This window comes from Nocardioides sp. zg-1228, assembly GCF_017086465.1.
Taxonomy (GTDB): domain Bacteria; phylum Actinomycetota; class Actinomycetes; order Propionibacteriales; family Nocardioidaceae; genus Nocardioides.
Map to the genome: position 1 here is coordinate 1,727,004 of NZ_CP070961.1, position 23,748 is coordinate 1,750,751.

Annotated in this window: 25 protein-coding genes; 13 read left to right on the plus strand and 12 right to left on the minus strand. The window is 72.8% G+C overall.

Annotation, left to right across the window (positions count from 1 at the left end; all coding sequences use genetic code 11):
• Positions 1-20: 20 nt before the first annotated feature.
• From JX575_RS08245 to JX575_RS08280, 8 genes are all read left to right on the plus strand, one after another.
• Positions 21-1,244 carry an MFS transporter gene (locus JX575_RS08245; RefSeq protein ID WP_241005391.1) on the plus strand — a complete coding sequence of 408 codons (1,224 nt, stop codon included), beginning with the start codon at positions 21-23 and terminating at the stop codon, positions 1,242-1,244.
• 218 nt (positions 1,245-1,462) lie between these two features.
• Positions 1,463-2,515, plus strand: coding sequence for a recombinase RecA (recA, locus tag JX575_RS08250; RefSeq protein WP_186341960.1), 1,053 nt, complete (start codon positions 1,463-1,465; stop codon positions 2,513-2,515).
• Complete coding sequence (locus JX575_RS08255) at positions 2,505-3,332, plus strand: regulatory protein RecX (RefSeq protein ID WP_186341961.1); 828 nt, start codon at positions 2,505-2,507, stop codon at positions 3,330-3,332. The genes recA and JX575_RS08255 overlap by 11 nt, the downstream gene beginning before the upstream one ends.
• A 61-nt stretch (positions 3,333-3,393) precedes the next feature.
• Positions 3,394-3,882: a phosphoribosyltransferase family protein gene (locus JX575_RS08260; RefSeq protein WP_186341962.1), complete on the plus strand. Its 489-nt coding sequence runs from the start codon at positions 3,394-3,396 to the stop codon at positions 3,880-3,882.
• A 43-nt stretch (positions 3,883-3,925) separates the two neighbouring features.
• The gene (locus JX575_RS08265; protein WP_186341963.1) at positions 3,926-4,777 is read left to right on the plus strand and encodes a PPK2 family polyphosphate kinase; all 852 of its coding nucleotides are present in this window, start codon (positions 3,926-3,928) and stop codon (positions 4,775-4,777) included.
• Positions 4,774-5,562 carry a HipA family kinase gene (locus tag JX575_RS08270; protein WP_186341964.1) on the plus strand — a complete coding sequence of 263 codons (789 nt, stop codon included), beginning with the start codon at positions 4,774-4,776 and terminating at the stop codon, positions 5,560-5,562. The genes JX575_RS08265 and JX575_RS08270 overlap by 4 nt, the downstream gene beginning before the upstream one ends.
• A complete protein-coding gene (locus JX575_RS08275; RefSeq protein WP_186341965.1) occupies positions 5,559-5,945 on the plus strand; it encodes a DUF3037 domain-containing protein in 387 nt (128 codons plus the stop codon). Before JX575_RS08270 ends, JX575_RS08275 begins: the two co-directional genes overlap by 4 nt.
• A gap of 3 nt (positions 5,946-5,948) precedes the next feature.
• Entirely contained in the window at positions 5,949-6,644 is a 696-nt protein-coding gene (locus tag JX575_RS08280; RefSeq protein WP_186341966.1) for a DNA alkylation repair protein, read from the plus strand.
• Between the two features lie 51 nt (positions 6,645-6,695).
• On the opposite strand, the gene JX575_RS08285 is transcribed toward JX575_RS08280, so the two are convergent.
• The 5 genes from JX575_RS08285 to JX575_RS08305 all read right to left on the minus strand — a co-directional run bounded on the left by JX575_RS08285 (position 6,696) and on the right by JX575_RS08305 (position 11,076).
• Positions 6,696-7,439, minus strand: coding sequence for a sirohydrochlorin chelatase (locus tag JX575_RS08285; protein WP_186341967.1), 744 nt, complete (start codon positions 7,437-7,439; stop codon positions 6,696-6,698).
• Positions 7,440-7,551: 112 nt separating this feature from the next.
• Positions 7,552-8,295, minus strand: a complete 744-nt coding sequence (locus JX575_RS08290) for a phosphoadenylyl-sulfate reductase (RefSeq protein ID WP_186341968.1) — start codon at positions 8,293-8,295, stop codon at positions 7,552-7,554.
• Entirely contained in the window at positions 8,292-8,456 is a 165-nt protein-coding gene (locus JX575_RS08295) for an Insertion element protein (protein WP_186341969.1), read from the minus strand. Before JX575_RS08295 ends, JX575_RS08290 begins: the two co-directional genes overlap by 4 nt.
• The gene (locus JX575_RS08300; protein WP_186341970.1) at positions 8,456-10,168 is read right to left on the minus strand and encodes a nitrite/sulfite reductase; all 1,713 of its coding nucleotides are present in this window, start codon (positions 10,166-10,168) and stop codon (positions 8,456-8,458) included. Before JX575_RS08300 ends, JX575_RS08295 begins: the two co-directional genes overlap by 1 nt.
• 308 nt (positions 10,169-10,476) lie before the next feature.
• Positions 10,477-11,076 carry a DUF5701 family protein gene (locus JX575_RS08305; RefSeq protein WP_186341971.1) on the minus strand — a complete coding sequence of 200 codons (600 nt, stop codon included), beginning with the start codon at positions 11,074-11,076 and terminating at the stop codon, positions 10,477-10,479.
• A gap of 102 nt (positions 11,077-11,178) precedes the next feature.
• On the opposite strand from JX575_RS08305, the gene JX575_RS08310 reads away from it, so the two are divergent.
• On the plus strand, positions 11,179-12,615 hold the full coding sequence (locus JX575_RS08310; protein WP_186341972.1) for a glycine hydroxymethyltransferase: 1,437 nt from the start codon (positions 11,179-11,181) through the stop codon (positions 12,613-12,615).
• 236 nt (positions 12,616-12,851) lie between these two features.
• Here JX575_RS08310 and glgA read toward each other — a convergent pair whose 3' ends face one another.
• The gene (gene glgA, locus JX575_RS08315; RefSeq protein ID WP_186341973.1) at positions 12,852-14,039 is read right to left on the minus strand and encodes a glycogen synthase; all 1,188 of its coding nucleotides are present in this window, start codon (positions 14,037-14,039) and stop codon (positions 12,852-12,854) included.
• Positions 14,040-14,101: 62 nt separating this feature from the next.
• On the opposite strand from glgA, the gene glgC reads away from it, so the two are divergent.
• On the plus strand, positions 14,102-15,355 hold the full coding sequence (glgC, locus tag JX575_RS08320) for a glucose-1-phosphate adenylyltransferase (RefSeq protein ID WP_186341974.1): 1,254 nt from the start codon (positions 14,102-14,104) through the stop codon (positions 15,353-15,355).
• Here the strand turns inward: glgC and JX575_RS08325 are convergent.
• Genes JX575_RS08325 through JX575_RS08340 form a run of 4 tightly spaced genes read right to left on the minus strand, consistent with a single transcriptional unit; the run spans position 15,352 to position 17,711 of the window.
• Complete coding sequence (locus tag JX575_RS08325) at positions 15,352-16,596, minus strand: DUF6596 domain-containing protein (RefSeq protein WP_186341975.1); 1,245 nt, start codon at positions 16,594-16,596, stop codon at positions 15,352-15,354. The genes glgC and JX575_RS08325 overlap by 4 nt on opposite strands.
• 8 nt (positions 16,597-16,604) lie before the next feature.
• The gene (locus JX575_RS08330) at positions 16,605-16,958 is read right to left on the minus strand and encodes a YciI family protein (RefSeq protein WP_186341976.1); all 354 of its coding nucleotides are present in this window, start codon (positions 16,956-16,958) and stop codon (positions 16,605-16,607) included.
• Between the two features lie 31 nt (positions 16,959-16,989).
• Entirely contained in the window at positions 16,990-17,349 is a 360-nt protein-coding gene (locus JX575_RS08335; protein ID WP_186341977.1) for a YciI family protein, read from the minus strand.
• Between the two features lie 11 nt (positions 17,350-17,360).
• Positions 17,361-17,711: a YciI family protein gene (locus JX575_RS08340; RefSeq protein ID WP_186341978.1), complete on the minus strand. Its 351-nt coding sequence runs from the start codon at positions 17,709-17,711 to the stop codon at positions 17,361-17,363.
• Positions 17,712-17,853: 142 nt separating this feature from the next.
• Between JX575_RS08340 and pgm the strand changes: the two genes are divergently transcribed.
• A complete protein-coding gene (gene pgm, locus JX575_RS08345) occupies positions 17,854-19,497 on the plus strand; it encodes a phosphoglucomutase (alpha-D-glucose-1,6-bisphosphate-dependent) (protein ID WP_186341979.1) in 1,644 nt (547 codons plus the stop codon).
• Positions 19,498-19,520: 23 nt separating this feature from the next.
• Here pgm and JX575_RS08350 read toward each other — a convergent pair whose 3' ends face one another.
• Together JX575_RS08350 and JX575_RS08355 are read right to left on the minus strand one after the other, a co-directional pair.
• Positions 19,521-19,829, minus strand: coding sequence for a hypothetical protein (locus JX575_RS08350; protein WP_186341980.1), 309 nt, complete (start codon positions 19,827-19,829; stop codon positions 19,521-19,523).
• Between the two features lie 93 nt (positions 19,830-19,922).
• The gene (locus tag JX575_RS08355) at positions 19,923-21,575 is read right to left on the minus strand and encodes an acyl-CoA dehydrogenase family protein (RefSeq protein ID WP_186341981.1); all 1,653 of its coding nucleotides are present in this window, start codon (positions 21,573-21,575) and stop codon (positions 19,923-19,925) included.
• A 110-nt stretch (positions 21,576-21,685) separates the two neighbouring features.
• Here JX575_RS08355 and JX575_RS08360 point away from each other — a divergent pair, with 110 nt between their 5' ends.
• Both JX575_RS08360 and JX575_RS08365 read left to right on the plus strand, forming a co-directional pair.
• Positions 21,686-22,651: a YihY/virulence factor BrkB family protein gene (locus JX575_RS08360; protein ID WP_186341982.1), complete on the plus strand. Its 966-nt coding sequence runs from the start codon at positions 21,686-21,688 to the stop codon at positions 22,649-22,651.
• A 2-nt stretch (positions 22,652-22,653) separates the two neighbouring features.
• Positions 22,654-23,745 (plus strand): potassium channel protein, encoded by a 1,092-nt coding sequence (locus JX575_RS08365; protein WP_241005392.1) that lies wholly within the window; start codon positions 22,654-22,656, stop codon positions 23,743-23,745.
• The last annotated feature ends 3 nt before the right edge of the window (positions 23,746-23,748 follow it).

Genomic DNA, 23,748 nt, shown 5'->3' on the forward strand with positions numbered 1-23,748 from the left:
GGCTGGAGGCTGGCCTCTCCGTGGCCGACGTGCAGCGGCGCACGGTGCGCACCCTCGTCGTCTCGCAGGCCGTCGGCGCCGTCGGCGTGACCATCGGCGTGGCGACGGCCTCCCTGCTGGCTCGTGACATCTCCGGCAGCGAGACGATGGCCGGCCTCGCGCAGACCTTCCAGGTCCTCGGCACGGCTGCGGCGGCCTACTCCCTGGCGCGGGTGATGCGACGCCGCGGACGACGCGTCGGGCTCGTCCTCGGCTACCTCGCGGGCGCGGCGGGCGCGGTGCTGGCGGTCGTCGCCGGCGTCGTCGACTCGATGGCGGTGCTGCTGCTCGGCGCGGTGCTGCTCGGCGCCACGACGGCGGTCAACAACGGCTCGCGCTACGCCGCCACCGACCTCGCCACTGAGGAGCACCGCGCCCGAGCGCTGTCGGTCGTGGTGTGGGCCACCACGATCGGCGCCGTCGCCGGGCCCAACCTCACCGGCGTGGGCGCGAGCGTCGCCCGGTCGATCGGCGTGCCCGAGCTGACCGGCGGCTTCGCCATCGGTGCCGTCGTCCTCGTGCTCGCGGCGGGGTGGGTCTGGTGGCGGCTGCGCCCCGACCCGTTGCTGCTCGCGCAGCAGGAGGCCGGCGCCGCGCCCGACGACCGCGAGCCGCGCGGGCGGTCGTGGCGTCGGTTCGTCGTCGTCGTACGCGACGTGCCGGCGGTCGGCGCCGCGGTGGTGGCGATGGCCTGCGCCCACGCCGCCATGGTCACCGTGATGATCATGACGCCGCTCCACATGGAGCACGGCGGTGCGCACCTCGAGGTCATCGGCTTCGTGATCTCGGTGCACGTGCTCGGCATGTTCGCCTTCTCGCCGCTCGTAGGCTGGGCCGCCGACCGCTACGGCCGCGCCGCGGTCCTGGTCGCCGGGGGAGTCGTGCTGCTGGTCTCGCTCGCGCTGTGCGGCCTGTCGCCGCAGGGCACGTCGTGGCAGATCTTCGCGGGGCTGTTCCTGCTCGGCGTCGGCTGGTCGTGCGCGACCGTCGCGGCGTCGACGGTGATCGCCGACCGCACGCCCATCGAGGCGCGCACCGACGTGCAGGGCACCTCCGACATGGCGATGTCGCTCACCGCCGCCGGGGGAGGCGCGCTCGCCGGCGTCATCGTCGGCTCGCTCGGCTATCCGGTGCTCGCGATGTTCGCCGCGCTGCTGGCGGGCGCGGTGCTGGTCGCGGGCACCCTCACCCACCGCCACGCCTGACCTGCTCCCGACCCCGCCCCGCCCACTCACGAACCGGGCGCGACACGCCGCACCCGGAGCCGACATCGAACACCTGTTCGGGCTACTGTGCTTCCACAGGTATGACGAGGGGCGAGGTTGTCCACAGCGTTCGACCGTCCTGATCAGGGACTGTCGGTGGCTCGCCCTAGCGTCGCAGACGTACCTCTCACGACACGACGACAAGACGGGACACTGCAATGGCTGGTGCAGACCGCGAGAAGGCCCTGGATGCCGCGCTCGCTCAGGTGGAGAAGCAGTTCGGCAAGGGCTCGGTCATGCGACTGGGCGACGAGACGCGTGCCCCGCTCGAGGTGATCCCCACGGGGTCGATCGCCCTCGACGTCGCACTCGGCCTGGGCGGCCTGCCGCGCGGGCGCGTCGTGGAGATCTACGGTCCGGAGTCCTCCGGAAAGACGACGGTCGCCCTCCACGCGGTGGCCAGCGCGCAGGCGGCCGGCGGCATCGTCGCCTTCATCGACGCCGAGCACGCGCTCGACCCCGACTACGCGAAGGCGCTCGGCGTCGACACCGACGCGCTCCTGGTCTCGCAGCCCGACTCGGGTGAGCAGGCCCTCGAGATCGCCGACATGCTGGTCCGCTCCGGCGCGCTGTCGCTGATCGTCATCGACTCCGTGGCCGCGCTCGTGCCCCGCGCCGAGATCGAGGGTGAGATGGGCGACAGCCACGTCGGCCTCCAGGCCCGCCTGATGAGCCAGGCGCTGCGCAAGATGACCGGTGCCCTCAACAACTCCGGCACCACGGCCATCTTCATCAACCAGCTGCGCGAGAAGATCGGCGTGATGTTCGGCTCGCCGGAGACCACGACCGGTGGTCGCGCGCTGAAGTTCTACTCCTCGGTGCGCCTCGACGTGCGTCGCATCGAGACGCTCAAGGACGGCACCGACATGGTCGGCAACCGCACCCGCGTCAAGGTCGTCAAGAACAAGGTGGCCCCGCCGTTCAAGCAGGCCGAGTTCGACATCATGTACGGCAAGGGCATCAGCCGCGAGGGCGGTCTCATCGACGTTGGCGTCGAGGCGGGCATCATCCGCAAGGCCGGCGCCTGGTACACCTACGAGGGCGACCAGCTCGGCCAGGGCAAGGAGAACTCGCGCAACTTCCTCAAGGACAACCCCGACCTCGCCAACGAGATCGAGAAGCTCATCCTCGAGAAGCTGGGCGTCACTCCCGCCGTCGACAAGCCCGCCGACGACCTGAGCGACGAGCCCATCGGGGTCAATGACTTCTGACCGGGCGCCCGGCTCCGCATCCGGACCCTCGTCGGGTGCGGTCGGGCCGGAGACCCGGCCGGCCCCGTCGTGGGTCGGCGACGTCGGCCTCGGCGTGGAGGCGTGGGTGGGGAAGGTCCCACCCACGCCCACCGGGACCGGCGCCGAGACCCCGGAGCCCGGCACCGATCGCCCTGCCCGAGGCGATCGCGCTGGGCGCGGCAGCGATCGAGGTGGGGGTCGAGGTGGCCGTCGCTCGGGTGGTCGCGGACGCACCCGCACCTGGGAGGAGCGCGAGGCGGCCAGGCTCGCCCGCGAGGAGGCTGCCGCCGCGGAGGTCGAGGCCGACCCCGAGGCGGTGGCCCGCAGGATCCTCCTCGACACCCTCACCGGGCAGGCGCGCTCGCGCCAGGAGCTGGCCGACAAGCTGGCCAAGCGGGGCGTGCCCGACGACCTCGCCGCCGGCCTGCTCGACCGCTTCACCGAGGTCGGGCTGATCGACGACGCCGCCTACGCCCGGCAGTGGGTGGAGAGCCGGCACCGCAGTCGCGGCCTCGCCCCACGCGCCCTGGCCCAGGAGCTGCGGCGCAAGGGCGTCGGCGACGACGACGCCAAGGCCGCGCTCGAGCAGATCGACGAGGACGACCAGCGCATCGCCGCCCGGGCGCTCGTCGACAAGAAGCTGCGCTCGATGGCAGGGCTCGACCCCCAGGTCGCCACCCGCCGCCTGGCCGGCCTCCTCGCTCGCAAGGGCTACCCCGCCGGCCTCGCGTTCTCCGTCGTCCGCGAGGCGCTGGCCGGGGCAGCCGAGGTCGACGAGCCCCACCCCGACTTCTGACCCGGGGCCGGGCTGCGGGCCCGCCTCTCCCACGGGCGACCGCCTCTGGTGGGATGGTGCCGTGAGCGAGCGCGAGGTCCTGACCTACGACCTGTTCGGCACGGCGACGCGCGAGCTGGCCCAGGAGGTGGCCGACTCGGGGTTCCATCCCGACATGATCCTCGCGATCGCCCGGGGCGGACTCGCCCTCGGCATGGGGCTCGGATACGCGCTGGCGGTGAAGAACATCTCCGTGGTCAACGTGGAGTTCTACACCGGCGTCGACCAGCGCCTCGACGTCCCGATCATGCTCCCCCCGACCCCGGCGGCCGTCGACCTGTCGGGCCTGAAGGTGCTGGTGGCCGACGACGTCGCCGACACCGGGCGCACGCTGGAGCTCGTCCACGCGTTCTGCGAGGGACACGTCGCCGAGGTGCGCACGGTCGTCATCTACGAGAAGCCCCAGTCGGTCATCCGACCCGACTACTCGTGGCGGGTCACCGAGCGCTGGATCGACTTCCCCTGGTCGGTGCTGCCGCCGGTCGTGGATCCCGACGCGATGGCGCACTGACGCGTACGCCGTCGTACGGGCGCCGGTGGGCCATGATGACCCCATGAGACCCGCCATCGCCGACGCGCTCCGCCTGCCGGGCGGACCCGTCGACCTCACGACGATCGCGACCGACGCCACGCCCGGCTTCGACGGCACCAAGACCGACGGCAGGGCCGCGCTCGCCGACATGCAGGTCGAGCTGGCCGACCTCCAGGAGCGGCTGTGGGCCGAGCGCACCGCCGGCTCCCAGCGGCGCATCCTGCTGGTGCTCCAGGGCATGGACACCAGCGGCAAGGGCGGCGTGCTGCGCCACACCATCGGCCTGGTCGACCCCCAGGGCATCCGCATCACCAGCTTCAAGGCGCCCACGGAGGAGGAGCTCGCGCACGACTTCCTGTGGCGCATCGAGAAGGGGCTGCCGGAGGCCGGCTACATCGGGGTCTTCGACCGCTCCCACTACGAGGACGTCCTCATCGGCCGCGTCCGCTCCTTCGCCGACCCCGCCGAGATCGAGCGCCGCTACGGCGCGATCAACGACTTCGAGGCCCGGCTGACCGACGAGGGCGTCTCGGTCGTCAAGTGCATGCTCCACATCAGCGCCGCCGAGCAGAACGACCGCCTCGCGGCGCGGCTGGCCAACCCCGACAAGCACTGGAAGTACGACACGAGCGACCTCGACGAGCGGACGATGTGGTCGGCCTACCGCCAGGCCTACGAGATCGCCCTCGAGCGCACGGGCACGGACGCCGCGCCGTGGTACGTCGTGCCGTCGGACAAGAAGTGGTATCGCAACCTGGCGATCGCCCACATCCTCCTCGACACCCTGCGCGGCCTCGACCTGCACTGGCCGGCCGCCCGCTTCGACGTCGCGGCCGAGATCCGGCGGCTCGCCGAGGAGGCACCGGTCCGGTGACGAGCACCGCAGTCACCGGCCCCCTCCCGACGGTCCAGGTCACCCGCTACGTCACCCCGCTGCGCGAGGGCGGCAGCCTGCCCGGCGTCGTGGAGGGCGACGACCTCGGCACCTACGTGTGCAAGTTCCGCGGCGCCGGCCAGGGCGCGAAGGTGCTCGTCGCCGAGGTCATCGTCAGCGGCCTGGCCACCCGCCTCGGCCTGCGCACCCCGCGGCTGGTCGTGCTGGACCTCGACCCCGAGCTCGCGCGCTACGAGGCCGACGAGGAGGTCCAGGACCTGCTCAACGCCAGCGTCGGGCCCAACCTCGGCATCGACTTCCTGCCCGGCTCGTTCGGCGTCGACGGCCAGGTCGGCACGGCGGACGACGAGGGGGCGCGGGTGCTGTGGCTCGACGCCTTCACCGCCAACGTCGACCGTTCGTGGCGCAACCCCAACCTGCTGCTGTGGCACGGCGACCTCTGGGTGATCGACCACGGCGCCTCGCTCTACTTCCACCACGGCTGGCGCTCGGGCGTCACCGACCCGGCGCGGTTCGCCGCGCAGCCGTGGGACGCCGCCGGCCACGTGTTCGAGACCTGCGCCGGCCGGGCGCGCGAGCTCGACGAGGAGATCGCCGCCCGGCTCGACCGGGACGCCTTCGTCGACGTGCTGGCCGCGGTCCCCGACGTGTGGCTGGAGCCGGTGCCCGGCGCGGAGACGCCCGGTGCGCTGCGCGAGGCGTACGTCGAGTTCCTCCTCGCGCGCCTGGGCACCCGCCAGTGGCTGCCGGAGGTCGCACGATGACCGCTCGCCGGATGGCCTACCAGTACGTCGTGCTGCGGTGCGTGCCCCGCCCGGAGCGCGAGGAGTTCGTCAACGTCGGCGTCGTGCTGCACTGCCAGGCCGCCGACTACCTCGACGCCTCGTGGTCGGTCGACGCCGATCGGCTCCGCGCCCTCCACCCCGGCATCGACGTCGACCACGTGTGCGAGGCCCTCACCTTCGCCGACCGGGTGTGCCGCGGCGACGAGCGCGCCGGCGAGGCGGCCCGGCAGTCGCTGGGGCAGCGCTTCGGGTTCCTCAAGGCGCCGCGGAGCACGGTGCTGCAGCCGGGCCCGGTGCACGGAGGTCTCACCGCCGACCCGGCGCGACAGCTCGCCCACCTGCGCGAGCGGCTCGTCGGCTAGCCCATGACGTACGTCGGTGCGGTGCGCGCGGCCCTCGCCGTGGCCGGCGACCCGGTGCGCGCGGCCCAGCAGCAGGCCTACATGAAGTCCGCGCTGCCGTTCGCCGGCCTGACGGCGCCGGAGCTCAGGGCCCTGCTGCGGCCCCTGCTGGTCGAGCACCGCTTCGTCGACCGGGCGCAGTGGGAGGCCGCGGTGCTCGAGCTGTTCGAGGACGTCGAGCACCGCGAGGAGTGGTACGCCGCGGTCGCGCTGCTGCGCGACCCGGCCTACCGCGCGTGGCTCGACCCCGACCTGCTGCGCCTGCTCGAGCACCTCGTCCGGCTCGGCTCCTGGTGGGACGTCGTCGACGAGATCGCCTCGCAGCCCGTCGGCCAGGTGCTGCTCGACCACCGGGGTGCGGCCACGCCGGTCGTCGAGGGCTGGTCGGTCGACCCCGGCAGCCTGTGGGTGCGGCGTACGGCCGTGCTGGCGCAGCTGCGCCACGGCGAGCAGACCGACACCGACCTGCTGGAGCGGGTGCTCGTCGCCAACCTCGATGACACGACGTACGGGCGCGAGTTCTTCGTCCGCAAGGCGGTGGGGTGGGCGCTGCGACAGCATGCGCGCACCGACCCGGCGTGGGTCCGCACCTTCGTGCAGGACCACGCCGACCGGCTGAGCGGGCTGTCGCGGCGCGAGGCGCTCAAGCACCTCACCTGACCTCGGGTGACCGGTCGCCCGAGCGACCGACCGCGACGACGTCGTGCCGGATCAGACGGGGACGAGCTCCACGGCGCCCACGGCGTAGCGGGCGAGGATCGCGCGGGCGACCGCCGGGTGCGCCCCGAGCGGGTCGGAGACCGCCACGGCACCGGCCTCGACGGCCAGCTCGGTGGCCCGGTCGGGCAGCCTGCCGGGAGCGAGGAAGAACGACGCGACGGCGACGTGGCGCTTGCCCTCGGCACGGAACGCACGCACCGCCTCGCCGGCGGCCGGGGGAGCGGCCGAGGCGAAGGCCGCGGTGACCGGGAGCCGGTGACGCGCGCCCCAGGTGCGGGCGATGCGGGCGACCGCCTGGTTGGCGAGCGGGTCGGACGACCCGGCCGCCGTCAGCACCAGCGCGTCGAGCTCACGCACCCGGGCGGCCTTGAGCGCATCGCGCAGGCGCAGGTCGAGCACCTCGAGGAAGGCGGCCTCCATGCCGAGGATGCGGCTGGCCTGGATCCGGACCCCGTCGTGGCGGGCCATCGCGGCGGCGATGGCCTCGGGCACGTCCACCTTGGCGTGGTAGGCCTCGGTGAGCAGCAGCGGGACGACGACGATCTCGTCGTGGCCCGCCTTCACCAGCCGGTCGACGACCGTGTCGAAGCTCGGCTTGGAGAGGTCGAGGAACGCCGTCTCGATCTTGAGGTCGGGTCGCATCGCCTTGACCTCGGCGACGAGCGCCTTGATCGTCGCGGCCGAACGCGGGTCCCGGCTTCCGTGGGCCAGGGCAACCAGAGCAGGAGCAGCCATCAGGCGTGCCTCCGTTCGTGAGTGGAGCGGTGCATCAGGGTGTGGTGCTGCGGCGGGACGACGTTGTCGCGCTGCGTCGAGCGGGAGATGGTCTCGAGGGTCGTGGGTGACGTCATGCGTGGATCCCGCACTCGGTCTTGCCGGTGCCGGCCCACCGCCCGCTGCGCGGGTCGTCGCCGGGGGCGACGCGGCGCGTGCAGGGCCGGCAGCCGATGCTCGGGTAGCCGTCGTGGACGAGCGGGTTGACCAGGACGCCGTGGTCGAGGACGTAGCGGTCCACCTGCTCGTCGCTCCAGCGGGCCAGGGGGGAGACCTTGACCTTGCCCTTGCGGGCGTCCCAGCCGACGACGGGCGCGATGACCCGGTTGTGGGTCTCGGCGCGGCGCAGGCCGGTGGCCCAGGCGTCGTAGCGCGACAGGGCCTCGTTGAGTGGCGCGACCTTGCGCAGCGCGCAGCACAGGTCGGGGTCGGTGCGGTAGAGGTCCGTGCCGTGCGCGGCGTCCTGCTCGGCGACGCTCTGGACCGGCGTGATGGTCAGCAGGTTGACCGGCAGCGTGGCCTCGACGGCGTCGCGGGTGCCGATGGTCTCCGGGAAGTGGTAGCCGGTGTCGAGGAAGACCACGTCGATGCCGGGGGCCACCGTGGAGGCGAGGTGTGCCAGCACGGCGTCGCCCATCGAGGAGGTGATGGCGAACCGCTCGCCGAACGTCGCCACGGCCCACTCGATGATCACCTCGGCGGGGGCGAGCTCGAGCTCGGCGCCGACGTGGGAGACGAGCTCGCGCAGCTCCTCGGGCGTACGCCCCTCGGTGTGGGTGCCCTTGAACGCGCGGGCGGCGCGGGTCGAGAGGCTCACGGCGCGCCTCCGTCGGTGCCGGGGTGCGGGAGCATCCCGGTCATCTGCACGGTGAAGCTGCGCAGGCACGAGCGGCACTCCCAGGCGCCTGCGCCCTCGCGGGGGAACAGGTTCTCGTCCCCGCAGTAGGGGCAGTGGAAGGGCACGGCTCGCTCGGACATCAGGACGCCACCGGCTCCCCGCGCAGCAGCACCTCGTCGGCGCGGGCGACCCAGGTGGCGAAGCGCTCGCCGTCGGTGTGGTCGCGCAGGTAGGCCGACACGACGGCGGAGACGTAGTCGTCGAGGCCGGCGCTGGTGACCTTGTGGGCGCGCAGCTTGCGACCCATCGCGGGGTTGAGCCCGAGGGCACCGCCGAGGTGCACCTGGAAGCCCTCGACCTGGCGGCCGTCGGTGTCCATGACGAGCTGGCCCTTGAGGCCGATGTCGGCGATCTGGGTGCGCGCGCAGGCGTTGGGGCAGCCGTTGACGTTGACCGAGATGGCGGTGTCGAGGTCGGGGAAGCGCTTCTCGAGCTCGGTGACCAGGCGGCGGGCGCGCTCCTTGGTGTCGACGATGGCGAGCTTGCAGAACTCGATGCCGGTGCAGGCCATCGTGGAGCGGCGCCAGTTGCTCGGGCGCGCGGTGAGGCCGATCCGCTCCAGGTCGTCGGCGAACGCCTCGGTGTCCTCGGCGGCCACACCGATCACCACCAGCTTCTGGTAGGCGGTGAGCCGGGCGCCGCGGGCGCCGTGGCGCTCGACCACCTCGGAGAGCGCGGTGAGGGTGGTGCCGTCGATGCGGCCCACCACCGGCGCGGCGCCGATGTAGTAGCGCCCGTCCTTCTGCTCGTGGATGCCGATGTGGTCGCCCTGGGTGACGGGAGCCTCGGGGGAGGGGTTGTCGACGAGCGCGCGGTGGAGGTACTCGTTCTCCAGCACCTCGCGGAACTTGTCCTTGCCCCAGTCGGCGAGGAGGAACTTGAGGCGGGCCTTGGAGCGCAGCCGGCGGTAGCCGTAGTCGCGGAAGATCCCGGCCACGCCCTCCCACGCGTCGGCGACCTCGTCGAGGGGGATCCACACGCCGAGCTTGTGCGCGAGCATGGGATTGGTGGACAGGCCGCCGCCGACCCAGAGGTCGAAGCCGGGGCCGTGCTCGGGGTGGACGGTGCCCACGAACGACACGTCGTTGACCTCGGGGGCGACGTCGTGGCTGGGGTGCCCGGTCAGCGCGGTCTTGAACTTGCGGGGCAGGTTGGAGAACTCCGGGTTGTCGAGCGCGCGGCGCTTGATCTCGGCCAGCGCCTCGCTGCCGTCGATGATCTCGTCCTTCGCGATGCCGGCGACGGGGGAGCCGAGGAACGGTCGCGGGCTGTCGCCGCACGCCTCCAGCGTGCTGAGTCCGACGGCCTCGAGCCGCTCCCAGATCGCCGGGACGTCCTCGATCTCGATCCAGTGGTACTGGATGTTGTTGCGGTCGGTGATGTCGGCGGTGTTGCGGGCGTAGGCCGTCGACACCTCGCCGAGTGCCCGCAGGGCGGCCGCGTCGAGGACCGCGCCGTCGGTGCGCACGCGCATCATGAAGTAGCGGTCGTCGAGCTCCTCCTCCTCGAGCTGGGCGGTCTTGCCGCCGTCGAAGCCGGGAGCGCGCTGCGTGTAGAGGCCCATCCACCGGAAGCGGCCGCGCAGGTCGGCGGGGTCGATCGAGTCGAAGCCGCGGCGCGAGTATGTGTGGAGGATGCGATCGCGCACGTTGAGCGGGTCGTCGTCCTTCTTGGACTGCTCGTTCTTGTTGAGCGGCTCGGTGTAGCCGAGCGCCCACTGGCCCTCGGCGCGCTTGGGGCGCGGGATCTCGGTGCGCTGGGCGGCCTGGGGCGTGAACCGGAGGTCGGGCATGTCAGGAGAGTCCTGTTCGCTGATGGTGCCGCGCGCGACGGTGAGCGCGGAGGGGGATGTGCTGGGCGGCGTTCAGCGATGCCAACAGGTCGCGCTGCCCACGCGCATGAGGTCGACATGACGTCGGACCACAAGGTGTGCGTGGGTGCAGGCGGTGACCATGTCAAGAAGTCTCAGGGCTTGGACAGATGTTCCACAAGGCGGAATCTCGTATCGCGAGACCAAGCGCCACGATGTGAGACGCGCCCCGGGGCGTCACGCCTCCGCGCGGCTGGAGTGCGACCCAGGTCACACCGGTGGTCCAGTCCTCAGCCGCGGCTCGCGCATGAGGCGACGCCGAGCCAGGTGTGGTGGTTGCCCCACCAGCACCAGCCCAGCTTGGTGGCGCCGCGGCGCTGGGCGCCGTCGCGGCCGGTGCCGTTGCTGATCCACAGCGCGGGGGTGCGGGCGTCGTACGTCCCGTTGGCGCGACGCAGTCGCGAGCCGGGCGCCATGAAGCAGGCGTTGCGCTCCAGCACCTCGGGCTCCTGAAGCACCCAGTGGAGGCCTTCGGCCAGGGTGAGGGGCGAGCGGCCCGCGGCGACGATCTCGGGCACCGACTCGGCGGGGGTGCGGCCGAGGAACGCCTCGCCCCGGTCGAGACCGATCGCGACGTAGGGCATCGGTGGCACCTCCTCGACGGGGGCGAACGCGTCCACGTCGGTCATGTCCTTGACGACGAAGCCGGCCAGGTCCCCGCGCCGCAGCAGCGGGGCCAGCGCCGAGGCGGGCGCCGACGTCACCAGGAGCGCGCCGGAGGGCGCGCCGGCGGCCACCCCCCGCAGCCGGTCGGGGGCGGTCCCGGAGAGGTCGTGGACGCCGAGCCGGACGAGCCGCTCGGCCTGGTCGGACGGAGAGGGGAGGGCCATGCGGGTCCAACGCGCCACCCGTCGCCGGGGTTCCCGTGCCGCGGTGTCCAGCGCGCGCGGGTGGCGGGCGGTCCGGGCCCGGTCGGCCTCTAGGCTGTCGCCATGACGGACTCCCTGATCAGCAGTGCGTACTCCCAGGCCCTCGAGGTCATCGCCTCGGTCGAACCCCGCGTCGCGGAGGCCACCCGGCAGGAGCTCGCCGACCAGCGGGCCTCCCTCAAGCTGATCGCCTCGGAGAACTACGCCTCGCCCGCCGTGCTGCTCACGATGGGCACCTGGTTCAGCGACAAGTACGCCGAGGGCACCGTCGGCCACCGCTTCTACGCCGGCTGCCAGAACGTCGACACCGTCGAGTCGCTGGCCGCGGAGCACGCCCGCGAGCTGTTCGGGGCGCCCTACGCCTACGTGCAGCCGCACTCCGGCATCGACGCCAACCTCGTCGCGTTCTGGTCGATCCTGGCCAACAAGGTGGAGTCGCCCTACCTGGAGAAGATGCAGGCCAAGAACGTCAACGAGCTCAGCGAGGCCGACTGGGAGCGGCTGCGCCACGAGTTCGGCAACCAGCGCCTGCTCGGCATGTCGCTCGACGCCGGCGGCCACCTCACGCACGGCTTCCGGCCCAACATCAGCGGCAAGATGTTCCACCAGCAGCAGTACGGCACCGACCCGGAGACGGGGCTGCTCGACTACGACGCGGTCGCGGCCAAGGCGCGCGAGTTCAAGCCGCTGGTGCTCGTCGCCGGTTACTCCGCCTACCCGCGCCGGGTCAACTTCGCCCGGATGCGCGAGATCGCCGACGAGGTCGGCGCCGTGCTGATGGTCGACATGGCCCACTTCGCCGGTCTGGTGGCCGGCAAGGTGTTCACCGGCGAGGAGGACCCCGTCCCCTACGCCCACATCACCACCACCACGACGCACAAGTCGCTGCGCGGCCCGCGCGGCGGCATGGTGCTGGCGCAGGAGGAGTTCGCCGCCGACGTCGACCGTGGCTGCCCGATGGTGCTCGGCGGCCCGCTGGCGCACGTGATGGCGGCCAAGGCCGTCGCGTTCGCGGAGGCCCGCACCAACGCGTTCCAGGACTACGCGCAGCGCATCGCCGACAACGCCAAGTCGCTGGCCGAGGGCTTCCTCACCCGCGGCGCCACCCTCGTCACCGGCGGCACCGACAACCACCTCGTCCTACTCGACGTGTCGTCGTTCGGCCTCACCGGCCGCCAGGCGGAGTCCGCGCTCCTGGAGGCCGGCGTCGTGACCAACCGCAACTCGGTGCCCGCCGACCCCAACGGCGCCTGGTACACCTCCGGCGTCCGGCTCGGCACCCCCGCCCTGACCACCCGCGGCTTCGGCCACGAGGAGTTCGACACCGTGGCCGAGCTCATCGTCGACGTGCTGGCCAACACCCGGGCAGGCACCACCAAGGCCGGCGGGCCCAGCAAGGCGTCGTACGTGCTCGGCGACGGCGTCGCCGACCGCGTCACCAAGCGGTCGGCCGAGATGCTCGACAAGCACCCGCTCTACCCGGGCCTCGTCCTCGGCTGACGAGTGGGCTCGTCGTGGCGCTCAGGCGGGGTCGAGTGGGCTCGTTGTGACGCTCTGGCGGGATCGAGTCGGCTCGTTGTGACGCTCTGGCGGGGTCGAGTCGGCTCGTCCTAACGCCCACGACATGTCAGGTTGAGCGGACGACGGTCAGGATGCGCCGACTCGCCGCGACGTCGCGGTCAGGGTGCGCCGACTCGACTCGATCTCGTGGTCAGGATGCGCCGACTCGACTGCCGTCAGACCAGGGAGCGGTAGAGCTCGAGCGTGCGGGCGGCGATGGAGCCCCAGCTGAAGTGCTCCTCGGCGCGCCGCCGGCCGGCGACGCCGAAGGCGCGGGCGCGGTCGGGGTCGCTGACGGCATCGGTGAGCGCGGCGGCGAGGTCGGCGACGTAGCGCTCGGGGTCGAGGGGGGTGCCCGTGCCGTCGGTGGCCTGCTCGATCGGCACCAGCCACCCGGTCTCGCCGTCGACCACGACCTCGGGGATGCCGCCCGTCGCGGTGGCGACGACGGCGGTCTCGCAGGCCATCGCCTCGAGGTTGACGATGCCGAGCGGCTCGTAGATCGACGGGCAGGCGAACACGGTCGCCGCGGTCAGCAGCGCCACGACGTCGGTGCGGGGGAGCATCTCGGGGATCCACACGACGCCCGAGCGGGTGGCGGCGAGGTCCTCGACCAGGACCCGCACCTCGGCCTCGATCTCCGGGGTGTCGGGCGCGCCCGCGCACAGCACCAGCTGGACCTCGGGGGGCAGCGCGGCGGCCGCCCGCAGGAACAGCGGCAGGCCCTTCTGCCGGGTGATCCGGCCGACGAAGACGACGCTCGGCCGGTCGGGGTCGACGCCCAGCTCGCGCACCCGGTCGGGGTCGTCGAGCGGCGCCCACTCGGTGGTGTCGATGCCGTTGTGCACGACGTGCACCTGGGCGGGGTCGACGGCCGGATAGCTGCGCAGCACGTCGTCCCGCATCGCCGCGCTGACCGCGACGATGGCCGCAGCGCCCTCGTACGCCGTCTGCTCGACCCAGCTCGACAGCGCGTAGCCGCCGCCGAGCTGCTCGGCCTTCCACGGCCGCATCGGCTCGAGCGAGTGGGCGCTGACGACGTGGGGGATGCCGTGCATCAGCCCGGCGAGGTGGCCGGCCATGTTGGCGTACCAGGTGTGGGAGTGGACCAGGTCGGCGCCGTCGCAGTCGTCGACCATCGCGAGGTCGACGCCGAGCGTGCGGATCGCCGGGTTGGCCCCGGCGAGCGAGTCGGGCTCGGCGTACGCCGTGGTGCCGGCCTCGGAGCGGGGGGCGCCGAAGCAGCGCACCCGGGCGTCGACGTCGGGCAGCACCCGCAGGGCGCGGACCAGCTCGGCGACGTGCACCCCGGCGCCGCCGTAGACCTCCGGTGGGTACTCCTTGCTGAGGACGTCGATGCGCATGAGGTGAAGGTAGTCCCCGGGGGTGGTCGACCGCGTCCCCACCGGACGGCTAGTTTCGGGGCATGGCCATCACGCCCCCGCGCAAGAAGGTGCTCGCCGTCGTGCTGGCCGGGGGTGAGGGCAAGCGCCTGATGCCGCTGACGGCCGACCGGGCCAAGCCCGCGGTGCCGTTCGGCGGCATCTACCGGCTGATCGACTTCGCGCTGTCCAACGTCGTCAACTCCGGCTACCTCAAGGTCGTCGTGCTGACGCAGTACAAGTCGCACAGCCTCGACCGGCACGTCACCACGACCTGGCGGATGTCCAACCTGCTGGGCAACTACGTCACCCCGGTGCCCGCGCAGCAGCGCGTCGGCAAGCGGTGGTACCTCGGCAGCGCCGACGCGATCTTCCAGTCGCTCAACCTGCTCACCGACGAGCGGCCCGACATCGTGGTCGTGGTGGGCGCCGACCACGTCTACCGCATGGACTTCGCCCAGATGGTCGCCGACCACGTCGAGTCCGGCGCCGGCTGCACCGTCGCCGCGATCCGTCAGCCGATCGGCCTGGCCGACCAGTTCGGCGTGATCGACGTCGACCCGGCCAGCCCGTCGCGGATCCGCGCGTTCCTCGAGAAGCCGACCGACCCCGTCGGCCTCCCCGACGCGCCCGACGAGGTGCTGGCCAGCATGGGCAACTACGTCTTCGACGCCGACGCGCTGCGCGACGCCGTGACCCGCGACGCCGATCGCGACGAGTCCAAGCACGACATGGGCGGCGACATCGTGCCGTGGTTCGTCGACAAGTCGGAGTCGGCCGTCTACGACTACAAGGACAACGAGGTCCCCGGCGCGACCGACCGCGACCGCGGCTACTGGCGCGACGTCGGGACGATGCGCTCCTACTACGACGCGCACATGGACCTGGTCTCGCCGCTGCCCGTCTTCAACCTCTACAACACCGCGTGGCCGATCTACACCAGCTACGGCCCGCACCCGCCGGCCAAGCTGGTCGAGGGCGCGAGCGGCGCCCAGGTGTCGACCTTCAACTCGATCCTGTCGCCGGGCGTGGTGATCAGCGGCGGCCGGGTCAACCGGTCGGTGCTCTCGCCGGCCGCGTGGGTCAAGGACGGCGCGGAGGTGTCCGACTCGGTGCTGATGGACGGGGTGTGGGTCGGCGAGGGAGCGGTCGTGCGCAACGCGATCCTCGACAAGGGCGTCGTCGTGCCTCCCGGCGTGCACATCGGCGTCGACCACGACGCCGACCGCGCTCGCGGGTTCGTCGTCGAGGAGGGACTCACCGTCCTGGCCAAGCAGCAGTCGGTCCCGGAGGACTAGAGCGCATCGCGCTGGGCCACGAGGAACGCCAGCTCGACCTCGTTGCGGCAGGCGGCGATGGCTTGGTCGTACGCCGCCCGCGCCGCGTCGGTGTCGCCGGCGCGGGAGAGCAGCTCGGCGCGCACGGCGGCCGGACGGTGGCTGGCGGGGATCTCCAGGCCCTCCAGCGCCTCGAGCCCGGCGGCCGGCCCGTGCTGCTCGGCGACCGCGACCGCGACCGCTCGCGCCAGCCGTGCCGAGGGCGACGGCGCCACCCGCAGCAGCAGGTCGTAGAGGCCGACGACGCGGTCCCAGCGGGTGTCCTCGGTGCTCGGCGCGGTGGCGTGCTCGGCGGCGATGCGTGCCTGCAGGACGTAGGACGCGGCGAGCGCGGTCAGCGCGCCGGTCAGGACGGGGTGGGCGAGCAGCCGCGTCGCCTCGGCGATGTCGTCGTGGTGCCAGCGGTCGCGATCCTGGTCGGCGAGCAGCACCAGCCGCCCGTCGCGCACCCGGGCGTCGCGCCGCGAGTGCTGCAGCAGCATCAGCGCAAGCAGCGCGACGAGCGCGGGCTCGCCAGGGCGCAGGGCGAGCACCACGCGCACCAGCCTGATCGCCTCGCCGGCCTGGTCGGCGCGCAGCAGGTCGGGGCCTGTGCCGGGGGCGTAGCCGGCGGTGAAGGCGAGGTAGGCCGTCTGGGCGACCATGTCCATCCGGTCGGGCAGCACGGAGGCGTCGGGGACCCCGAAGGGGATGCCGGCCCCGACGATGCGCTTCTTGGCCCGGGTGATCCGCGCGGCCATCGTCGGCTCGGGCACGAGGAAGAGCCGTGCGATGTCGGCGGTCGGCACGCCGAGCACCAGCCGGAGGCTGAGGGCGCTGGCCGCCTCCGGCGCCAGCGCCGGGTGGGCGCACATCAGCACCAGGCGCAGCACGTCGTCCTCGACCAGGCTGCCGGCGTCGGCCATCGTGCGGGCTCCTTGCTGGTGCTGCTCGGCGTCGACGAGCAGCAGCTGCTCCTTGCGCCGGGCCACGTCCTCGGTGCGCAGCCGGTCGAGCACCCGGCGGCGCGCGGCGGTCATCAGCCAGGCGGGCGGGCTGGCGGGCACACCGTCGAGCGGCCAGGTGCGGCTGGCCGCCTCGACGGCGTCGCCCAGCGCGTCCTCGACGAGGTCGAGGCGACGGAACTGCGCGAGGAGCAGGGCCACCAGACGGCCCCACTCCTCGCGCACGACCTCGGCGAGGGGGTCCTGGGGGAGGGTCATGCGGTCGCTCAGCCCATGTCCACCGCGGGCTGCACGTGCAGGTCGTAGGCGGGCAACGCCGGGAGCACCTCGAGGAGCACGTCGAGGTCGGGTGCCTCGACCAGGTAGAAGCCGCCCATCGCCTCGACCGCCTCGGCGAAGGGGCCCTCGCTCACCTGCAGCCGCCCGCCGCGCGGGCGGACGGTGGTCGCCGACTCCGGGCCGGCGAGCGCCTCGCCGGCGAGGATCTCCACGCCGTCGCGCGCCGCGCAGGCCGCGTCGAACTCGCCGAACTTCGCCATGGTGGCGGCCTTCTCCTCGTCCGTCTGCTCGTCCCAGGGCAACTCGTCGCCGTCGTCCATCAACAGCACCAGGTACTTCATCGCTCGTCCTCTCGTCGTCGTGTCACGGCGCTCAGCCGATGGAGATGGTGGGTCGGATCTCGACCGAGTACGTGGCGGGCAGCAGCGCCGCAGCCCGGACGGCGTGGTCGAGGTCGGGCAGCTCCACGTCGTAGTAGCCGCCCAGCTGCTCGGCGGTCTCCGCGAACGGGCCCTCGGTCACCACGATCTCGCCGTCGCGGGTGCCGCCGCGGTGTCGCACCGTCGTCGCCCGCTCGGCGTCGGCGAGGGCACCCGAGGCGTGCTCGGTGCCGTGCGCGGCGACGAAGGCGGAGAACGCCTCGTGGTCGCGGTAGTAGGACTCGCGGACCTCCGCACTCGCGGCGTCCCACTCCGAGGACTCGTAGGCGATGAACAGCACGTAGCGGCTCATGTCGGTCCCCTTCACTCCGCCATCCGACGGAACTCGATGTGCTCGCCGCGGGCGGCGAACCGCTCGCACGTCGCGCGCAGTGCCGTCTCGTCGGTGGAGTCGACGAGGTAGAAGCCGACCACCTGCTCGGTGGTCTCGCTGAACGGCCCGTCGGTGACCAGCGCGCCCCCGGCCCCGTCGGGGCGCATGGACGTCGCCTGCACGGACGGCTCGAGCGGGCCGCCGGTGACGAGGATGTGGCCCTCGGCCTCGAGGTCGCGCTGGAACTCGCCGTGCGAGCGGTGCCCCATCTCGTGCTCCTCGGGCGGCAGGTCGTCCCACGCCGCCTCGGGGGCGGGCAGCAGGATCAGGTATCGGCTCATCGCCGGTGGCTCCTTCGTGTCGTGGGCCGCGGCTGCGGCCTCACCACTCTGACGGACGGCCCCCGTCCGGATCGACAGCCGACACGGCACATTCTCGGGTGGGTCTTGCTGAACCCACCGCGAAACCCGACAAGATGGGGCCATGGCCACCCACGAGAGAGCCGGACAGCCCGCCCGCACCGAGGACCTGGTGGACGTCTCCCACCTCGTGACGGCCTACTTCGACCTCGAGCCCGACCCGGACGAGGTGTCGCAGCAGGTCGCCTTCGGCACCAGCGGGCACCGCGGCACCTCGCTCGCCACCTCGTTCAACGAGATGCACATCGCCGCGACCACGCAGGCCATCTGCGACTACCGGCGCGAGCAGGGCTACGACGGCCCGCTGTTCATCGGGCGCGACACCCACGCGCTGTCCGAGCCGGCGTGGGCCACGGCGCTGGAGGTGCTGGTCGCCAACGACGTCACCGTGCTGGTCGACGACCGCGACGGCTTCACCCCGACCCCGGCGGTCAGCCACGCGATCATCCGCGCCAACCGGGGGCGTACGACCGGTGCGGGGCTCGCCGACGGCATCGTGGTCACCCCCTCGCACAACCCGCCCCAGGACGGTGGATTCAAGTACAACCCGCCCCACGGCGGCCCGGCCGACACCGACGCCACGAGCGTCATCGCCGCGCGGGCCAACGAGCTGATCCGCGGCAACGTCGCGGGCGTGCGCCGCGTGTCGTTCGCCAAGGCCCGCGCCGCCGCCGGGTCCTACGACTTCCTGGGCACCTACGTCGACGACCTGCCGACCGTCCTCGACCTCGACGTGATCCGGGACGCCGGCGTGCGCATCGGCGCCGACCCGCTCGGCGGGGCGAGCGTGGCCTACTGGGGCGAGATCGCGGAGCGGCACCGGCTCGACCTGACGGTGGTCAACCCGCTCGTCGACCCGACCTGGCGCTTCATGACGCTCGACTGGGACGGCAAGATCCGGATGGACTGCTCCTCGCCCTACGCGATGGCCTCGCTGGTGGGCCGCAAGGACGAGTACGCCATCGCCACGGGCAACGACGCCGACGCCGACCGGCACGGCATCGTGACCCCCGACGCGGGCCTGATGAACCCCAACCACTTCCTCGCGGTCGCCATCGCCCACCTCTTCGGCGGGGCGCGTCCCGGCTGGCCCGACGGCGCCCGGATCGGCAAGACGCTGGTCTCGAGCTCGATGATCGACCGGGTCGCTGCGTCGATCGGCGCGCCGCTGGTCGAGGTGCCCGTCGGCTTCAAGTGGTTCGTGCCCGGGCTGATGGACGGGTCGTTCGGGTTCGGGGGAGAGGAGTCCGCGGGGGCGTCGTTCCTGCGGCGTGACGGCTCCACCTGGACCACCGACAAGGACGGCATCGTGCTCGCGCTGCTGGCGAGCGAGATCCTCGGCGCGACCGGTCGCACGCCCAGCCAGCACTACGCCGAGCTGGTCGAGCGCCACGGCGACCCGGCGTACGCGCGCATCGACGCACCCGCCGACCGCGAGCAGAAGGCCCGGCTGGCCGCCCTGACCCCCGACGACGTGGCCGCGACCGAGCTCGCGGGCGAGCCGATCACCGGCAAGCTCACCGAGGCGCCCGGCAACGGGGCGAAGATCGGCGGGCTCAAGGTGACGACCGAGTCGGCCTGGTTCGCGGCGCGGCCCAGCGGCACCGAGGACGTCTACAAGATCTACGCCGAGTCGTTCCGGGGGCCCGAGCACCTCGCGCAGGTGCAGGAGGAGGCCCGTCAGGTGGTCGGCGCGGCGCTGGGCTGAGGAGCACCCGCGGGGTGGCGAGGTCAGCCGCCGACCGGACCCGCCTCGATCGGGTCGCGGCGCCGTCGCCCGTGCGACCGCGCGTCCTGGCCGTCCTTGCCGTCGGGGTCGTCGATGTCGGTGCGGGAGAAGCTGACCGCCACGATCGCGTCGAGACGGACCAGCACCTGCTGGGCGTTGCCGTCGTCGAGCACCACCCCGAGCCCGTCGGCGCCGACGATGCGGCCCTCGAGCCACGTGCCCTGGACGAGCAGTCGCACGGCGGCGCCGGCGTCCTGCGCGTGCCGCAGCAGGGTCCCGACGGTGAACAACGTGCTGCCCTTGGCCGACATGGCCTCCCCCTCCCGGCATGCCCGCGCTCCCACAGCGCGGACCCGGCTAGGCGCACCGTCGGGCTGGTCCTGACGGTGCGCGCGACGAGCCTGTCACAGCATCGGGGTCGCCCGCTCGACAACGGCGCGGAGGGATCCGCTCTCCAGCATCCCGAACGTCCCACCGTACGACGTGCCGAAGCGGCTGCCGCAGAAGGCGTCGGCCACCTCGCCCGGCGCGAAGCGCACCAGGAGGGAGCCCTGGAGGCACGCGGCCATCCGGCCGGCCAACCGCCGCGCGCCCGCCTCGACACCGGCAGCCTCGCCAAGGAGGGCGAGGGTGTCGTCGACCGCCCGGTCGAGCCGGCTGTCGCCCCCGCGCGCCGCACCGACCTCCGTGATCCAGGCGTGGAGCACCTCGGGCTCGCGGCCGAGGGCACGGAGCACGTCGAGCGCGTTGACGTTGCCCGAGCCCTCCCAGACCGAGTTGAGCGGCGACTCCCGGAACATCAGCGGGAGGCCCGAGTCCTCGACGTAGCCGTTGCCGCCGAGGCACTCGAGCGCCTCGGCGACCATCGCCGGGGTGCGCTTGCACACCCAGAACTTGGCCAGCGGGAGCGCGATGCGGCGCAGCGCCACCTCGTGCGGGTCGCCGGGCCGGTCGACGGCCGCGGCGAGGCGCATCGCGAGCGCGGTCGCCGCCTCCGACTCGACGGCGAGGTCGGCCACGACGTTCTGCATGAGCGGCGCGTCGGCCAGCAGCCTGCCGAACGCGAAGCGGTGCGCGACGTGCCAGGACGCCTCGGCCAGGGCGTGGCGCATCAGCGCCGCCGAGCCCAGCACGCAGTCCAGCCGGGTCGCCGCCACCATCTCGATGATGGTCCGCACCCCGCGGCCCTCGTCGCCCAGGCGCCGGGCCAGCGTGCCGGTGAGCTCGAGCTCGCTGGAGGCGTTGGACCGGTTGCCGAGCTTGTCCTTGAGCCGCACGACGTCGATCCGGTTGCGCGTGCCGTCGTCCAGCACGCGCGGCACGACGAAGCAGGTGAGGCCGCCCTCGGCCTGGGCGAGGACGAGGAAGACGTCGTTCATCGGCGCGGAGGTGAACCACTTGTGGCCGTCGAGGCGGTACCAACCGTCGTCGGCGGTCGGGGTCGCGCGGGTCTGGTTGGCCCGCACGTCGGAGCCGCCCTGCTTCTCCGTCATGCCCATCCCGGCGAGCGCGCCGGCCTTGGCCGACCGGCTGCGCACGCCCGGGTCGTAGGAGCGTGAGGCCAGCAGCGGCGTCCACTCCTCGGCGAGCGCCTCGTCGGCCCGCAGCGCCGGCACGGCGGCGTACGTCATCGAGATCGGGCACCCGTGCCCCGGCTCGGTCTGGGACCACGCGTAGAACCCGGCCGCGCGCCGCAGGTGGGCGTGCGGGTCGCCGGCCTCCTGCTGCTCCCACGGCGCGGCCTGGAGGCCGTGGCCGACGGCGCGCTCCATCAGCCAGTGCCACGAGGGGTGGAACGCGACCTCGTCGATGCGGTTGCCCCAGCGGTCGTACGGCACGAGCTCGGGGTGGTGGCGGTTGGCGAGCATGCCGTGCTCGCGCGCCTCGGTGGTGCCCGCCTCGGCGCCCAGCGGGGCGAGCTCGTCGACCAGCCCGGGGGCGCCGTGTCGGGCCAGCGCGTCGGTGAGGGCGACGTCGGAGGTGACCACGTTGTGCCCGACGAGGGGCGGCGCCTGGTTGGTCGCGGTCCGGAGGTCGACGATGGGGCGCTCGCTCATGGCGCCACGGTAGGGCCCCGCTCCTCCCTCCACGAGGGGTCGGTCACGTCGCACGCGGAACCGCCGCGTGGGTCCGGTGACCGAGCGTGCCGGCTCGATAGCGTGGCCGCATGGTCGAGGCGCGGGAGGACACCCCTGCCCCGCGCCGCGTCGAGGTCCTCCTCCGCCGGTGGCGGGAGCAGGCCTGGCGCATCATCGTCACGAGCGTCGGGTCGTGCCTGCGGCACCGCGTCACCGGCCTGGCCGCGGAGGCGGCGTTCTTCGCGGTGCTGTCGGTGCCGCCGCTGATCTTCGCCCTCGCCGGCGCGGTCGGCTTCGTCAGCGAGCGGTTCACCGACACCCAGGTGGAGGACGTGCGCAATGCCGTCCTCGAGATGTCGCGGCAGGGCCTGACCGAGAGGGCCGTCAACACGATCATCCGCCCGACGATCGACCAGGTCCTCGACGGCGGGCGCTACGACGTGATCTCGATCGGGTTCATCCTGGCGCTCTGGTCGGGCTCGCGCGCGCTCAACGTCTTCGTCGACACCATCACGATCATGCACGGCCTCGGCGGGCATCGGGGGATCGTCGCCACCCGCGCGCTGTCGTTCGTGCTCTACGTCCTCGCGATGGTGACCGGCGCGGTGAGCATCCCGCTCGTCGTCGCCGGCCCGAGCCTGGTCGACCGGGTGGTGCCCGAGCGCCTCGACTTCGTCAACAGCCTCTACTGGCCCGTCGTGCTCGTGGTGTGCATCTGCTTCCTCGCCACGCTCTACCACGTGTCGGTCCCGGTGCGGACCAACTGGAGCTTCAACCTGCCCGGCGCCGTCTTCGCGCTGTTCTGCTGGATCGCCGGGTCCTACACGCTGCGCTGGGTGCTCACCGTCACCGCGGCGGAGTCGCGGTCGATCTACGGGCCGCTGGCGGCGCCGATCGCCGTGCTGCTGTGGCTCTACCTGCTGGCCCTATCCGTGCTCATAGGGGCGGCGGTCAACGCGGCGTTCGACACCGTCTACCCGCAGAAGAGCACGACGCGCGCGCGGCTCGAGATGGTGCAGCGGCTGCGGGAGCGGAGGAGCGTGCGAGACTCCTGACCGTGTCTGCTGACAGCGTGGAGCCCGGCGTCGGCCGGGTCTCCCTCCCGGAGACCGAACGGTCTCCCTGGTGGGAGCTCGGCCGCCGGATCCTGATGGCGGCCGCGATCCTGTTCGGCACCGTCCTGCTCGTCTACCTCGACCGCGAGGGCTACCGCGACAACGCGCACCCCGGCCGCGACCTGACCCTGCTCGACGCGTTCTACTACACGACCGTCACGCTCAGCACGACCGGCTACGGCGACATCGCACCGGAGTCGGAGCAGGCCCGGCTGGTCAACGCGCTGGTGATCACGCCGGCCCGCATCGCCTTCCTGGTGCTGCTGATCGGCACCACCCTCGAGGTCCTCGCCTCGCAGGGACGCGAGATGTTCCGGGTCTCCCGGTGGAGGAACAAGAAGATGGACCAGCACGTCGTCGTCGTCGGCTACGGCACCAAGGGCCGCAGCGCGATCGACACCCTCGTCAGCAACGGCTACGACCGCAGGTCGATCGTGGTCGTCGACCCCGAGCCCGTGCCCGTCGAGGAGGCCAACCGCGACCGGCTCGTGGCCATCGTCGGCGACGCCACGCGGCGCGGGGTGCTGCGCCAGGCGGGGGTGGAGAAGGCGACCCACGTCATCATCACCACCGACCGCGACGACTCCAACGTGCTCGTCACCCTCACCGTCCGTCAGATCAACCCCGACGCCTGGATCGTGGCGTCGGTGCGCGAGCAGGAGAACGTCCCGCTGATGCGCCAGTCGGGGGCCAACTCGGTCATCACCTCCTCCGACGCGGTCGGGCGGCTGCTCGGCCTGTCGTCGATGTCGCCGATGCTCGGCTCGGTGATGGAGGACCTGATGACCTACGGCGAGGGCCTCGAGGTCGCCGAGCGCGACCTGCTCGTCGCCGAGGTCGGCAAGCAGCCCCAGCGGCTGCCCGACCAGGTCATCGCGGTGATCCGCGACGAGAAGGTGTACCGCTACTTCGACCCCGTGGTGTCCCTGCTCGCGCGCGGCGACCGGCTCATCGTCGTACGCCCGGCGAAGGAGCTGCCGTGGGCGCCGCGCCCGGGCACCCACGGCGAGGAACTGGCCGACGAGGACGACTGAGCC

Excerpts from the sequence above, each read along its gene's own strand:
- recA (WP_186341960.1), top strand. The coding sequence starts at position 1,463 with ATGGCTGGTGCAGACCGCGAGAAGGCCCTGGATGCCGCGCTCGCTCAG.
- JX575_RS08255 (WP_186341961.1), top strand. The coding sequence starts at position 2,505 with ATGACTTCTGACCGGGCGCCCGGCTCCGCATCCGGACCCTCGTCGGGT.
- JX575_RS08265 (WP_186341963.1), top strand. The coding sequence starts at position 3,926 with ATGAGACCCGCCATCGCCGACGCGCTCCGCCTGCCGGGCGGACCCGTC.
- JX575_RS08275 (WP_186341965.1), top strand. The coding sequence starts at position 5,559 with ATGACCGCTCGCCGGATGGCCTACCAGTACGTCGTGCTGCGGTGCGTG.
- JX575_RS08280 (WP_186341966.1), top strand. The coding sequence starts at position 5,949 with ATGACGTACGTCGGTGCGGTGCGCGCGGCCCTCGCCGTGGCCGGCGAC.
- JX575_RS08285 (WP_186341967.1), bottom strand. The coding sequence starts at position 7,439 with ATGGCTGCTCCTGCTCTGGTTGCCCTGGCCCACGGAAGCCGGGACCCG.
- JX575_RS08295 (WP_186341969.1), bottom strand. The coding sequence starts at position 8,456 with ATGTCCGAGCGAGCCGTGCCCTTCCACTGCCCCTACTGCGGGGACGAG.
- JX575_RS08300 (WP_186341970.1), bottom strand. The coding sequence starts at position 10,168 with ATGCCCGACCTCCGGTTCACGCCCCAGGCCGCCCAGCGCACCGAGATC.
- JX575_RS08305 (WP_186341971.1), bottom strand. The coding sequence starts at position 11,076 with ATGGCCCTCCCCTCTCCGTCCGACCAGGCCGAGCGGCTCGTCCGGCTC.
- JX575_RS08310 (WP_186341972.1), top strand. The coding sequence starts at position 11,179 with ATGACGGACTCCCTGATCAGCAGTGCGTACTCCCAGGCCCTCGAGGTC.
- glgA (WP_186341973.1), bottom strand. The coding sequence starts at position 14,039 with ATGCGCATCGACGTCCTCAGCAAGGAGTACCCACCGGAGGTCTACGGC.
- glgC (WP_186341974.1), top strand. The coding sequence starts at position 14,102 with ATGGCCATCACGCCCCCGCGCAAGAAGGTGCTCGCCGTCGTGCTGGCC.
- JX575_RS08325 (WP_186341975.1), bottom strand. The coding sequence starts at position 16,596 with ATGACCCTCCCCCAGGACCCCCTCGCCGAGGTCGTGCGCGAGGAGTGG.
- JX575_RS08330 (WP_186341976.1), bottom strand. The coding sequence starts at position 16,958 with ATGAAGTACCTGGTGCTGTTGATGGACGACGGCGACGAGTTGCCCTGG.
- JX575_RS08335 (WP_186341977.1), bottom strand. The coding sequence starts at position 17,349 with ATGAGCCGCTACGTGCTGTTCATCGCCTACGAGTCCTCGGAGTGGGAC.
- JX575_RS08340 (WP_186341978.1), bottom strand. The coding sequence starts at position 17,711 with ATGAGCCGATACCTGATCCTGCTGCCCGCCCCCGAGGCGGCGTGGGAC.
- pgm (WP_186341979.1), top strand. The coding sequence starts at position 17,854 with ATGGCCACCCACGAGAGAGCCGGACAGCCCGCCCGCACCGAGGACCTG.
- JX575_RS08350 (WP_186341980.1), bottom strand. The coding sequence starts at position 19,829 with ATGTCGGCCAAGGGCAGCACGTTGTTCACCGTCGGGACCCTGCTGCGG.
- JX575_RS08355 (WP_186341981.1), bottom strand. The coding sequence starts at position 21,575 with ATGAGCGAGCGCCCCATCGTCGACCTCCGGACCGCGACCAACCAGGCG.
- JX575_RS08360 (WP_186341982.1), top strand. The coding sequence starts at position 21,686 with ATGGTCGAGGCGCGGGAGGACACCCCTGCCCCGCGCCGCGTCGAGGTC.